We start from the raw sequence: 12,667 nt of genomic DNA on the forward strand, positions 1-12,667 counted from the left end.
CAGACCCCACTCATCCCTGGGCAATCTCACGCCGCAGGAGTTTGCAATGAAATCGAAACTGGAAACCAAGGCCGCATGAGGCCAGTAATCAACCGACGGATTCTTCCTAAGGCTGGAGGAAAGTCGGGTCTCAGGTCAGCACCCGTCCTCCGCGGTCCGGCCCGTGACACGAACCCCTTGTCGAGCAAGGCTCGCAGCGTGCGGTAGAAGGTGGGATTGCTGAACTTGCGGCAGAGCGGATGTCGTTTCAACTCGACGCTCCGCACGACCCCGTTTCCGTCCGGCGACATGACGGACAACGCGTAGATCAGGATGCGCTCGTCCTCGGACAGCTTGTCCAGCCCGAGATCCTTCTCCATCGAGGTCACGAGCTCAAGCAGCTTCGCAATACGAGAGATGTGCGTTTTCGCCAATGATCCATCGCCCTATTCCAAGTTCCCGCCGCACAGCAGAGCACAATGGCAACATGGAGAATGGTCACTTATCCGCGTGTAACAGGGTACTGGATTTCTAGGGTCGGCCGGTGGAATGTCAAGTCGAGACGAGATTTCTCGGGAACCTGCCCCGCCGACATGACGAACGATGCTCATGCGGCACCGCAATGGCAGAGATCGCTTGGGCGGACCGGCGGCAGACGTAACGCCAAGGGAACATCCGCGCAGGGAACTCGCACCTGCCGCGGCGACGGCGCTCGCGCCGAACCTCGCCGGAATGGCGAGGGCGCCTTCGCGTCAAGCGGCCGGCCACTTGGGAAGTTCCTGCCGGACATACAAGTGCAGCGCCCGATTGACACCGCGTTGCGGCATGGCCAGAAAGGTCGGGAACACGGCTTTCGCCGCGCGCTGCCGTCGCGGCCCGGATGCTCAAGATGGCAGGAGGGGACCATGGCCATCCAGAAAAGCCCGCGCGAGAAACTCGGCGGCTGGCTTGCGCTTCTCGCCTTCGCCGCAATGGTCTTGTATCCTCTGTATGTCGTGAAATGGTCCGGAAGCACTGTCGCCCAGGCGGAGCTCAGGACCTCGGGCACGACACGGCGCGACTCCGTCCCACTGGACCCGGCCATGACCCCGGTGCGCGCGGTCCTCGACTTCGAGGTGCGCCCGCAAGGAAGCCGGGTGGCATCCTACAGCGTCACCGTGTCGGATGCCGGGGGCAACGTCGTGTTCGACGAAAGCGGCACGGCCAGTCTGAGCGACGAGACCGGCGGCTCCGCAGGTCCCGCAAGGGGGCTTTCGGTGAATGTCGGCAGTTTCCCGGTGCCCGCCGCGGGCCCGCACTCGATCATTGCAGAGATCACGCCGCGCGCACCGCTCAGCAGTGCCGCGCTCGTCCTCAGAGGCAACAGCGCGCAGTGGGATTTCCGCATCATCGCCGCGATCGCCGGCACCTTCGTTTTCGGTTTCATCCTCGGGCGCCCCGGCCGCACCGAAAGGGGCAGCTAGCGTCAGAACCCGGAGAATGCGCCGAAAGCGAGCATTGCCAGTGGGGCCCCTCGTGATACGCTCGCCCCTGCCGATTTCGGCTGGCTTTTTTCGGCGCCAATTGCGAATAATCAAGCAAACGCAGAATGCATGCCAGCGCAGGAAAGCCCGGGCCGGGGAGGAACGACCCGGACCGGTTGATCTGGCAAAACCCGCGATGCCGTCATGCGCCGGGCGGTGGGCGGAGGCTTGGTCGGCGCGCAGGCCGTTCCGGCGTCGCGAATGGGGCGCTCAATCGTCCGGGATTGGGGTTTTCGGTGGAGACAGGCAGGATGCAGCGGCGTGATGTGCTGAAGATCGCGATGGCAGGGCTGATCCTGGGGGGCTGCGCCGCCCCGCCCGGCACCGGGCCGGAGGATGTCGACGCTCTGGCGCGGGAGGTTGCCGCGCTGGGCCCGAAGGTCGATCCCGACGAAGCCACCCGCGCGGCGCGGATCGCCTATGGCTACACGCAGCAACTGGCACGCGACTACGAGGTCACGGACCCGCCGCTGGTCCACAACGCCAAGGTTCACGGCGGCCAGCGCGACCGGGGGCTGTGCAACCACTGGGCCGAGGACCTGCACCGCCGCCTGTCGCAGGAAGGCTTCCGCACGCTCTCGGTTCAGCGGGCGATCTCGCCCCGCTCTCCGTTCCGGATCATCCACCACGCCGCGGTCATTACCCGGCCGGGCGACACGATCCACGAGGGCATCATCCTTGACGGCTGGCGCCACGGCGGCGCGCTGTTCTGGGCACCGACCCGCGAGGACGACCGTTACAACTGGCGGCCCCGGGCAGAGGTCGTGCGCGAGATGATCGCGGCACGCGACGACTGAGCCGCGGACAATGGCGCTGTCAGGCCGGTCGGACCCGTCGCAGTTCGGCAATTGAAGCCGTCTCTGGGGCCGCGCAACGTCCGCGCGGTTCCACGCCTGTTCTGCGCGGCATAAAGGTCAGCCAACCTGCCCTTGGCGCGGCGCGCCGGACTCCGCCCGCCGCCCCCAGGCGCGGGCGAAGGGAGGGCCGGTTCGTGCCGTTGGCTTGGTCCGGATGCGTCTGCCAGCCTCTTCTCCGGCTGCCTAGGCATTCCACACGACGGCACCGGCCTGTGACGCGTCGTAGCCGCCGTAGCTGCACACCTGCTCGCGGAATCTTTCCGTTCCCAGGAATGCCACGAGGGTTTGCAGGGGCGGGTCGAACCACGCCTTGCGGTCCACCAGCAGGGCGAACTCCTCGTCGATGACGGGCGCGAAATCGACGCCGAAGCGGCGCGCGACGGCCTCCAGCCCGAAGGTGACATCGGCGGCCCCGCGCCGCACGCTGTCGACGGCGTCGTCTTCCGTGCGCGCCGCCTGCGTGAAGGTGAGCGTGGCCGTGTCGAGGCCCCTCTCGGCCGCCAGCGCCTCGAACAGGCCGGCGGTGCCCGACTGTTCCTGCCGCGGCGCCACCCGGAAGCCGGCGATGTCGGCCAGCGTTTCCGGGCGCGGCCCATCCGGGCGAAAGACCAGCCCGCGCCGGCGCCTGGCAAACGAGACCAGGACGGCATTCTGCGCGCCGGCGACACGCGACACCGCCGGCACGTTCCAGCGCGCTGTCCGTGCGTCGTAAACGTGCAACCCCGTGGCCACGCCTTCCGCCCCCACGAAACGGGCCAGCCCGTCGAGCGAACCGTCGAAATAGGTGGCAAGCCCGCAGCCGGATTCACGGATCGCCCAGTCCAGAAGGGGATCGTGGCTGCCGAGCATGATCGGCGGCCGCGTCGCCGCGGCGGCATGCCCGCCGGACTTGGCCCGGTCGATCCACGCGCGCACCTCGGCCGCCGGGAACAGCAGCTTGCCCGTCGCGCGCGAGCACGGCAGATCCCCGGACGCCGCCAGGTCGTAGACCTTGCGCTCCTTCAGCCGCAGCAACTCCGCGAGTTCGCGGACCGTCAGGAATTCTTGCGTCTGTGTCTCAGGATCGGTCATTGGTTCCGCCGGGACCGGGACGGCGCACGCGCCGTCCCGGCCGATGGTATCAGCTTTCGGGCGCGTTCGGGAAGAACAGTTGCTGGCCGTCCACCTCGTAGGCGCCGATCGCCGCCTGGCCGTCGTCCGACAACAGCCAGTCCGCGAAGGTCCGCGCCGCCTCGATGTTCACGCTTGGGCATGTCTCGGGGTTCACGGGGATCACGCCGTACTGGTTGAACAGATCCTCGTCGCCCTCGACCTGGATCTCGTAATCCTGCTTGTTGCCGAAGCTGATCCAGGTGGCGCGGTCGGTCATCACGTAGGCGCCCATCCCGATGCCGGCATTGAGCGTCGCGCCCATGCCCGAGCCGGTCTCGCGGTACCACGCGCCGGACCCGTCCGCCGGCGCGACACCGGTATCCGCCCACAGCGACATCTCTTTCTTGTGCGTGCCGGAATCGTCCCCGCGCGAGGCGAACAGCGCGCCCGCCTCGGCGATCCTGGCCAGTGCGTCCTGCGCGTCGGTCATGCCACCGACACCCGCCGGGTCCGCCTCGGGGCCAACGATGACGAAGTCGTTGTACATCAGATCGGTGCGCCCGGTCCCGAAGCCCGCTTCGACAAAGGCCTGCTCGGACGGCTTGGCGTGGACCAGCAGCACGTCGCCGTCGCAGTTCTCGGCGTTCTTGATCGCCTGGCCCGTGCCCACCGCGACCACGTTGACCTGTATGCCGGTCTCTTCCTCGAAGATCGGCAGCAGGTGGTCATAAAGCCCCGAGTTCGCCGTCGATGTGGTCGACTGCACGATGATGGACTGCTCCTGCGCGGCCACCGGGCCCGCAAGTATCAGCGCAAGTGCCGTGGCACCAAAGGCATCTCTGATCATTGGCAACTTTCTCCTCCTTGTCTTGGATCACACGACAACATTGCCGTTCAGGTAATCCCGGGCCGCCGGGCAGCGCGGTTCCGGGAAGAACTCGGCGGCGGGGGCGTGTTCGGTCACCCGGCCGCGATAGAGAAACGCCACGTCGTCGGCCATGCGCCGGGCCTGGCCGATGTCGTGGCTCACGAGGACGACGCGCACCCCGCGATCGCGCGCCTGCGCGACGATCCTCTCGATGGTGAGCACCGAGGCCGGGTCGAGGCTCGCCGTCGGCTCGTCGAGAAACAGCACCTCCGGTTCCGTGGCGAGCGCGCGGGCCAGCGCGAGCCGCTGCGCCTCGCCCCCCGACAGCCGCCGGGCCGGCTGGCCCGCCTTGTGGGCAAGCCCGACGTGATCGAGCAGCTTGCCCAGCCGGGCGCGGTCGCGGCCGCGGGTCTTGAGAACGAAATCGAGATTCGCCGCCACCGTGCGGCGCAGCAGCACCGGCTTCTGGAACACGAGCGCCTGTCGCGCGGTCACCGCGGCGGGGGGATGGCCATCCCATGAAATGCGCCCCGAGGTCGGCTGGATGAGTCCGTGCATGAGCTTGAGCAGAAGGCTCTTGCCCGCGCCGTTGGGTCCCATGACGACGGTGCAGCCCGCGGGCCCGAGTTCGAGGTCGAGCCCGTCAAGAACGACGGAGTCGCCGAAGCGCAGGTGCAGATCGCGGACGGAAAGCGGCATGATCGGGGCCGCGCCACGCTCTGCGGCCACCGGGGCAAGGGATGTGGCCGCCACGTCAGACATAGGACATCCGCGCCGCGCTCATGCGGACCGACTGAACCGCCGCGTTCACGCCAAGCGCGATCACCAGCAGGATGATCCCGAGCGCCAGGGCGAACGACAGGTCGCCCTTCGACGTCTCGAGCGCGATCGCGGTGGTCATGACCCGCGTCAGGTGGTCGATGTTGCCGCCGACGATGATGACCGCGCCGACCTCGGCGACAGCGCGGCCGAACCCCGCGAGTCCGACGGTCAGCAGCGAATACCGCGCGTCCCACAGCAGTGCCTGCACGCTCTGGACCTTCGACAGGCCCAGCGAGCGGAACTGCTCGGCATACTCGGCGTGCAGATCCTCCAGCACCTGCCGCGACAGGGCGGCCACGATGGGCGCGATCAGGATGGTCTGGGCGACGATCATCGCCGTGGGTGTATAGAGCAGGCCCAGGAACCCCAGCGGCCCGGACCGCGAGAAATGCAGGTAGACGACAAGGCCCACGACGACCGGGGGCAGGCCCATCAGCGCATTCATCACGATCAGCACGAGGTTGCGGCCCCGGAAGCGGCTGATCGCCACCAGCGCGCCCAGAGGCAACCCGATCAGCAGGGCGACCAGCGTCGCGCTGAGACTGACGCGCAGCGACAACAGGACGATCTCGAGCAAATCGGCATCGCCCGACCACACCATCTGCAGCGCGAGCGACAGGGCCTCCCCCATGCCTTGCATTTTTTCCGCTCCTCCGAAAAATATGCTGAATCTCACGCTACGCTGCCGACCGGCATCGCGCAAGTCTTGCATGGTATCGTCGTTTCGGAATCGGCCGCGCGGGCCCGCACATGGCCGCGCCTGACTGCAAAATTTACGCCGCCCACGACGGGCCACCGCCGTGGCCGCGGTGGCTGCCGGAAAACCGCGCGGTGGCGGCCACCGGATGCCCTGCACCGACACCATCGGTGGCACGTCGGTATCCTGTCAGTGCAAGCGGGCGCCTTTCAGCGCGGAGCGCGCGCCGGGCGGCCTGTCACGCGCCGCATCGGTGCGCGCGTGATCGCATGGCAATCATGGGCGGACGCCTGGCCGGGAAAGGCCGCTTCGCAAAACGCCCGGACGGCGACGGGGTGCTGCCATGAACCGCCGTCACCACGCCCGGGACCGGCGGGCGCAACGCCGCGCTCCGGGCCCGTGTCCGGCGGTTCCGCGCAACCGGTCAGTCGGCGGGCGCGCTCAGGCGGACGTTGTCGCCCGCCAGCCGCTCGCCGCTGGAAAAGCCAAGCATGCCAAGGCCGTACCAAGCGCCGACCGTTATCACGATCATGGCCGCAAAGGCCGCGTACATCGCGTTCATCCTATTCCTCCCCTGGCGCCGATGCCTTGCGCAGGAACTCGATCAGGTCCTGCCTGTCGTCGGCGCTGTTGATCCGTTGCATCGGCATCTTGGACCCCGGCACATAGTGGTCGGGGCCCAGTTCGAACAGCGCGTCGATTGTTTCATCAGACCAGATGATATCCGATCCTGTCAAAGTCCCGGAATAGGAATAGCCCGGCACGGTGCCCGCGCGGCGCCCGAAAAGGCCGTGGAGCGTCGGGCCGGCCTTGCGCGAGGGCGGCGGTGTCAGCGCGTGACAGATCGAGCACTTGCGCATGAACTGCCGTTCGCCGTTGGGCATCTCGTCGGGGTCGCGCAGGAAACCGCGGGTTTCCTTTCCGGCCGGTTCGTACTGGTCGAGCATCCCGACCGGCCAGGCATAGGCCACATCGTCGAGCCCGCCCGCGTAGATCATTTCGCCGTCCGGCGAGAACCCGAGTGCCCAGACCGGTCCACTCCGCATCGCCCGGAAATCGCGCGCGATGCGCCAACGCGCCGTGTCGATCATCATGACGTAGCCGTGGCCGTCGCCCACGGCCAGCCGCCGCGTTTCCGGATGGTGGGCCAGCGCCAGGATCGGGCGGCGGTCGAGCGTGAAATCCTGAACGAGCGCGCCGGTCCGGGGGTGGATCACCCGCGTTGCCCCGTCGACGGCGCCATAGGCGATCCAGCCCATGTCCGGGGCCAGCACGAAGCAGTTGATGCCAAACCCCTGGTCCACGATGACGCGGCTGTCGCTGCCCGCCTCGCCCAGCCGGTGATACCGGATCGTGCCGTCGGCCGAGCCGGAATAGAGCCCCTGCCCGTCCGGAGCGAAGGCCACGTCCGTCACGCTGTTGTCGTGATCGTCCAGGAAGCGGGGCTTGCCGGACTGGCCTTTGGCGGGCCAGAGACCGATCGTGCCGTCCCAGCTTGCCGAGGCGATCCACCGGCCGTCGGGCGAAAGGTCGAGCGCCACGACCTTGCCCTTGTGCCCGGTCAGCCGGGTCTTTTCACCGGTGGCGAGGTTCCAGTCGATCACCGCGAAATCATCCGCCGCCGAGAGGACGCGGCCGGGCGACGCGAACAGGACGGTGTTGACCGCGGCTGCGTGACCTTCCAGCCATCGCGGGCTGCGGCTGCGCCAAAGGCCGACGGAATTGTCGAAACTCGCTGTCGCCACCTGGCCCGTGCGGGGATTCACGCTGATACCCATGACCGGGCCACCGTGTCCCTTCAGGGTGGTGAATTCCCTCGCGGCGGTCGCGCCGGCGGCGACCAGGCAAAACAGGATGCCTGCCACGGCCGCCCGCATGGCGCCTATTCCGCGGGCGTGCTCTTGCCGTCGGGCGCGGATCTCTCCTTCTCCTCCAGCTCCTCGAGCCACAGGCTGTGGTGCTCGCGCGCCCATTGCTCCTCGACCTGGCCGGACCCCATCGCGTCGAACGCACCTTCCATGCCGACCGAGCCGATGTAGATGTGCGCGAGAATGATCGCCATCAGGATGAAGGCCACGATGGAGTGCCACAGCTGGGCGTACTGCATCTCTTCATGCGGCGCGAGCGTTTCGGGCAGGGTGCCGAGGCCCAGAAGCTGCGGCAGCCCCGTGTCGTTGAGAATGGCGAAGGTCTTGGCGAACATCGGCAGTTCGAACGGGAACAGCAGCGACAGCCCCGAGGCCGCGACGGATGCACCGAGCAGCGTCACCGCCCAGAAGATGAGCTTCTGACCGGCGTTGAACTTCTTCGCCGGCGGATGCTTGCCCTTGCTGAAGATCCCGCCGCCCTGCGCCAGCCATTTCAGGTCGGTCCGGTCGGGCAGGTTGTGCACGACCCAGAGGACAAAGGCCATCACCAGCCCCAGCATGAAGGCCCAGGCGACATTGTTGTGAAGCCACTTCGACGCCATGGCGACATCGGCAAAGGCCGCCTTGCCGAATGCCGGGATCAGCAGCTTGCGCCCGAACAGCGTGATGAGTCCGGTGAGCGCCAGAAGGATGAAGGACCCTGCCATCAGCCAGTGGCTGAAGCGTTCGATGAACTGGAAGCGGGTTACGGTGTGTCCGGTCTTTTCGCCGTCGATGCGGATGCGGCCGCGGACCAGGAAGAAAAGCGCCAGAAGCACGAGCGTGGCCCCGAGAAGCCAGGCCCCGTAGCGCGCCAGCGGTCCCTCGCGGAATTGCTGCCACCACATGCCCCGGTCCTGCACCAGCACGCGGGCCGGGTCGCCGCCCGCCGAGACGGTGACATCGGCGTCGTTGAACCGCAGGTCGCGCCAGACCTCGGAATCCGACAGGCCGCCGAGGGGGCCGAGCGCCTCGGCGGCCTCGGGCGGGCGGTGATCGTCGCCGGTGGCATTGCGCCGGTAGGCGTTGTCGACCTCCTCCCCGCGCTGCCGCGCCAGGATGTCCTCGAGCGTTGTCGCCCCGCCGGTGGCCGACCTGTCGGTTTCGGGCAGGCCCGGCCCGTCCTGCGCCGAAACCGGCGCGGCCAGCACCAAGGACAGAAGGAACATTGAAAGAAGACGTGCCATGACGAACGGTCCTGCGTATCCGGTGAATCCAGCGCGACGCGAAGGCCGCGGCGGCGCGCGCCCCTCGTCGCCGGAGAAATGGCACGGGAGCGCGCGACGGCGCGCTCCCGCCGGCGGGTGTCAGCCGCCCTTCTGTTCGTAGGCCGTGCCCCAGCCCCAGGCGCCGGTGCCGAAGCCGCGGGCGACGACACGTTCGCGGTAGATGGACGCCACCACGTCGCCATCACCCGCCAGCAGCGCCTTGGTCGAGCACATCTCGGCGCAGATCGGCAATTTGCCCTCGGCGATCCGGTTGGTTCCGTACTTCTGGAACTCGGCCTGGCTGTGGTTGTCCTCGGGCCCGCCGTTGCAGAAGGTGCACTTGTCCATCTTGCCGCGCGAGCCGAAGTTGCCCGCCTGCGGATACTGCGGCGCGCCGAAGGGGCACGCGTAGAAGCAATAGCCGCAGCCGATGCACAGGTCCTTGGAGTGGAGCACCACCCCGTCGGCCGTCTGGTAGAAGCAGTCGACCGGGCAGACCGCCATGCACGGCGCGTCGGAGCAGTGCATGCACGCCACCGAGATCGACCGTTCCCCCGGCTTGCCGTCCTGGATCGTCACGACCCGGCGGCGGTTGATGCCCCAGGGCACCTCGTGCTCGTTCTTGCAGGCGGTGACGCAGGCGTTGCATTCGATGCAACGTTCCGCGTCGCACAGGAATTTCGCCCGTGCACGGCCGCCGAGAGTTCCCTGGTTGTCCTTTTGGGTTGCCATTTTGTGTTCCTCCCTTATGCCGCCGAGATCTTGCAGAGCGTGGCCTTGGTTTCCTGCATCTGCGTGACCGAGTCATACCCGTAGGTCTGGGCGGTGTTGGATGCCTCGCCGAGCACGTAGGGATCGGCGCCTTCGGGATAGTTGTCCCTCAGGTCCTCGCCCTGGAAGTGCCCACCGAAATGGAACGGCATGAAGGCAACGCCTTCGCCGACCCTTTCGGTGACCATCGCCTTGACCCTGACCTTGCCGGTTTCCGGACCTTCGACCCAGACATCCGCACCGTCCCGCACGCCCAGGTCGTTGGCGTCGCGCGGGTTGATTTCGACGAACATGTCCTGCTGCAGTTCTGCCAGCCACGGGTTCGAGCGGGTTTCGTCGCCGCCGCCCTCATACTCGACGAGCCGCCCGGACGTCAGGATGATCGGATAATCCTTGCTGAAGTCCTGTTTCTGGATCGACGCGTAAAGCGTGGGCAGGCGGTAGTCGTGCCTGTCCTCGTAGGTCGGGTAATCCTCGACCAGGTCGCGCCGGTTCGTGTAAAGGGGCTCGCGGTGAACCGGCACCGGGTCGGGGAAGGTCCAGACGACCGCGCGGGCCTTGGCGTTGCCGAAGGGCGCGCATTCGTGCTTGATCGCCACCCGCTGGATGCCGCCGGAAAGGTCGGTTTTCCAGTTCGTGTCAGGGCCGGCGATGCCGTCGATGGTGGCGCGTTCCTCGTCCGTCAGGTCCGAATCCCAACCCAGGTCCATCAGCATCTGCATGGTGAATTCGGGGTATCCGTCCTGGATTTCCGAACCCTGGCTGTAGACGCCCTCGGCCAGCAGGTTGTCGCCGTCGCGTTCCACGCCGAAACGGGCACGGAAGGTCAGGCCGCCCTTGCTGACCGGCTTGGACATGTCGTAGAGGTTCGGCGTGCCCGGGTGCTTCATCTCCGGCGTGCCCCAGCTGGGCCACGGCAGGCCGTAGAAGTCGCCGTCGGCCGGGCCGCCCAACGCCTGGAGCGTCGTGCGATCGAAGGTGTGCTGGTTGGCCATGTGCATCTTGAGCCGCTCCGGACTCTGCCCGGTATAGCCGATCGTCCACATCCCGCGATTGATCTCGCGCAGGGTGTCTTCCATGCTCGGCGTCACGCCGTCATCTTCCAGTTCGATATTGCGGAAGATGCGATCGTGGAACCCGAACTTCTGCGCGAAAAGGCCGATGATCTCCTGGTCCGGCTTGGCCTCGAACAGCGGATCGACGATCTTGTCGCGCCATTGCAGCGACCGGTTCGACGCTGTGACGGAGCCGCGCGTCTCGAACTGGGTGGCCGCCGGCAGCAGGTAGACCCCGTCGGTGCGGTCATGCATGACGGCGGAGACCGTCGGATAGGGGTCGATCACGACCAGCATATCCAGCATCTCCATCGCCTTTTTCATCTCCGGCCCGCGCGTCTGCGAGTTGGGCGCATGCCCCCAGAGCACCATGGCGCGCACCTTGTTGGGGTTGTCCATGTTCTCGGGGTCCTCCAGCACGCCGTCGATCCAGCGACTGACGGGGATGCCCTTGAGGTTCTGGAGCGACTTTTCCTTGCCGTCCTTGCCGGAGACCTTCGCGAACCGCCCGGCGAGCCAGTCCGGATCCTCGTCCCAGACGCGGGCCCAGTGCCCCCAGGCGCCCTTCGACAGGCCGTAATAGCCCGGCAGCGTGTGCGACAGCACGCCCAGGTCGGTCGCGCCCTGCACGTTGTCGTGTCCGCGGAAGATGTTGGTACCGCCGCCCGAGACGCCCATGTTGCCCAGCGCCAGCTGCAGGATGCAGTAGGCGCGGGTGTTGTTGTTGCCGGTGGTGTGCTGGGTGCCGCCCATGCACCAGATCACCGTGCCGGGGCGGTTGTTCACCAGCGTGCGGGCCACGCGCTCCAGCTGCGAGCCGGGCACGCCGGTGACGCGCTCGACCTCGTCGGGCGCCCACCTGGCGACCTCTTCCTTGATCTGGTCCATCCCCCAGACCCGGGTGCGGATGAACTCCTTGTCCTCCCAGCCGTTCTCGAAGATGTGCCACAGCAGCCCCCAGACCAGCGGCACGTCGGAGCCGGGGCGCAGGCGGACGTATTCGTCGGCATGCGCCGCGGTGCGGGTGAAGCGCGGATCGCAGACGATCAGCGGCGCGTTGTTCTGCTCCTTGGCCTTCAGGACGTGCAGCAGCGAGACGGGGTGCGCCTCGGCCGGGTTGCCGCCGATGACGAAGATCGCCTTGGAATTGTGAATGTCGTTGTAGGAGTTGGTCATGGCGCCGTAGCCCCATGTATTGGCAACCCCGGCAACGGTGGTGGAGTGGCAGATGCGCGCCTGGTGATCGACGTTGTTCGTGCCCCAGTAGGCGGCGAACTTGCGGAACAGGTAGGCCTGTTCGTTGTTGTGCTTCGCCGATCCCAGCCAGTAGACGCTGTCCGGGCCGCTTTCATCGCGGATCTGCGTCATGCCGTCGCCGATCTCGTTGATCGCCTGTTCCCAGCTGATGCGCTTCCACTCGCCGCCTTCTTTCTTCATCGGGTACTTGAGGCGGCGCTCGCCGTGCGCGTGTTCGCGCACGGAGGCGCCCTTGGCGCAATGGGCGCCCAGGTTGAACGGGCTGTCCCAGCCGGGCTCCTGCCCGACCCAGACACCGTCACGGACTTCGGCGATCACCGTGCAGCCGACCGAACAGTGCGTGCAGACCGACTTCACGGTCTCGACGGCCTCTTTCGCGGCCGATTGCGCGTTGGCACGCGTGACGGTGCCACCCGTGGCGCCGATCGCGGCCAGGCCGCCGATCGCCAGGCCGGAACCGCGCAGGAACGCGCGGCGGTCGACGGATTTGCCGGCCGCGTCAGACAGGATACTTGTCCGCTGGGGGCCTCTCGCAACCCCGTTGGTCTTTTTCCTAAGCATTTGTATCTCTCCTCCCTGGGCCCCCGAACCGAGGCTGGGTACTAAGGTTTTCCACCGACAGTCGGGCCGA

General features: G+C 67.2%; 12 protein-coding genes. 2 read left to right on the top strand and 10 right to left on the bottom strand.

Annotated elements, in window-relative coordinates; genetic code table 11:
* Nucleotides 1-26: 26 nt before the first annotated feature.
* The gene (locus CEF10_RS13020; protein ID WP_157933029.1) at nucleotides 27-359 is read right to left on the bottom strand and encodes a hypothetical protein; all 333 of its coding nucleotides are present in this window, start codon (nucleotides 357-359) and stop codon (nucleotides 27-29) included.
* Between the two features lie 525 nt (nucleotides 360-884).
* Here CEF10_RS13020 and CEF10_RS13025 point away from each other — a divergent pair.
* On the top strand, nucleotides 885-1,442 hold the full coding sequence (locus tag CEF10_RS13025) for a hypothetical protein (RefSeq protein WP_101068613.1): 558 nt from the start codon (nucleotides 885-887) through the stop codon (nucleotides 1,440-1,442).
* A 311-nt stretch (nucleotides 1,443-1,753) separates the two neighbouring features.
* Complete coding sequence (locus tag CEF10_RS13030) at nucleotides 1,754-2,299, top strand: hypothetical protein (protein WP_101068614.1); 546 nt, start codon at nucleotides 1,754-1,756, stop codon at nucleotides 2,297-2,299.
* Between the two features lie 243 nt (nucleotides 2,300-2,542).
* Here the strand turns inward: CEF10_RS13030 and CEF10_RS13035 are convergent, their stop codons facing one another.
* The 9 genes from CEF10_RS13035 to CEF10_RS13070 form a co-directional block, all read right to left on the bottom strand.
* Nucleotides 2,543-3,430 (bottom strand): helix-turn-helix transcriptional regulator, encoded by an 888-nt coding sequence (locus CEF10_RS13035; RefSeq protein ID WP_101068615.1) that lies wholly within the window; start codon nucleotides 3,428-3,430, stop codon nucleotides 2,543-2,545.
* Nucleotides 3,431-3,479: 49 nt separating this feature from the next.
* Nucleotides 3,480-4,298 (bottom strand): substrate-binding domain-containing protein, encoded by an 819-nt coding sequence (locus tag CEF10_RS13040; RefSeq protein ID WP_101068616.1) that lies wholly within the window; start codon nucleotides 4,296-4,298, stop codon nucleotides 3,480-3,482.
* A 27-nt stretch (nucleotides 4,299-4,325) separates the two neighbouring features.
* A complete protein-coding gene (locus CEF10_RS13045; RefSeq protein ID WP_101068617.1) occupies nucleotides 4,326-5,081 on the bottom strand; it encodes an ATP-binding cassette domain-containing protein in 756 nt (251 codons plus the stop codon).
* Nucleotides 5,074-5,781 (bottom strand): ABC transporter permease, encoded by a 708-nt coding sequence (locus CEF10_RS13050; protein WP_101068618.1) that lies wholly within the window; start codon nucleotides 5,779-5,781, stop codon nucleotides 5,074-5,076. Before CEF10_RS13050 ends, CEF10_RS13045 begins: the two co-directional genes overlap by 8 nt.
* A 481-nt stretch (nucleotides 5,782-6,262) precedes the next feature.
* Nucleotides 6,263-6,400 (bottom strand): hypothetical protein, encoded by a 138-nt coding sequence (locus tag CEF10_RS17090; protein WP_198586201.1) that lies wholly within the window; start codon nucleotides 6,398-6,400, stop codon nucleotides 6,263-6,265.
* Between the two features lies 1 nt (nucleotide 6,401).
* Entirely contained in the window at nucleotides 6,402-7,715 is a 1,314-nt protein-coding gene (locus CEF10_RS13055; protein ID WP_101068619.1) for a c-type cytochrome, read from the bottom strand.
* A gap of 5 nt (nucleotides 7,716-7,720) precedes the next feature.
* Nucleotides 7,721-8,932, bottom strand: coding sequence for a formate dehydrogenase subunit gamma (locus CEF10_RS13060; RefSeq protein WP_101068620.1), 1,212 nt, complete (start codon nucleotides 8,930-8,932; stop codon nucleotides 7,721-7,723).
* 120 nt (nucleotides 8,933-9,052) lie between these two features.
* The gene (gene fdh3B, locus CEF10_RS13065) at nucleotides 9,053-9,685 is read right to left on the bottom strand and encodes a formate dehydrogenase FDH3 subunit beta (RefSeq protein ID WP_101068621.1); all 633 of its coding nucleotides are present in this window, start codon (nucleotides 9,683-9,685) and stop codon (nucleotides 9,053-9,055) included.
* A gap of 14 nt (nucleotides 9,686-9,699) precedes the next feature.
* Nucleotides 9,700-12,597: a formate dehydrogenase subunit alpha gene (locus CEF10_RS13070; RefSeq protein WP_101068622.1), complete on the bottom strand. Its 2,898-nt coding sequence runs from the start codon at nucleotides 12,595-12,597 to the stop codon at nucleotides 9,700-9,702.
* Nucleotides 12,598-12,667 lie beyond the last annotated feature (70 nt).

This window comes from Roseovarius salinarum (assembly GCF_002834145.1).
GTDB lineage: Bacteria > Pseudomonadota > Alphaproteobacteria > Rhodobacterales > Rhodobacteraceae > Roseovarius > Roseovarius salinarum.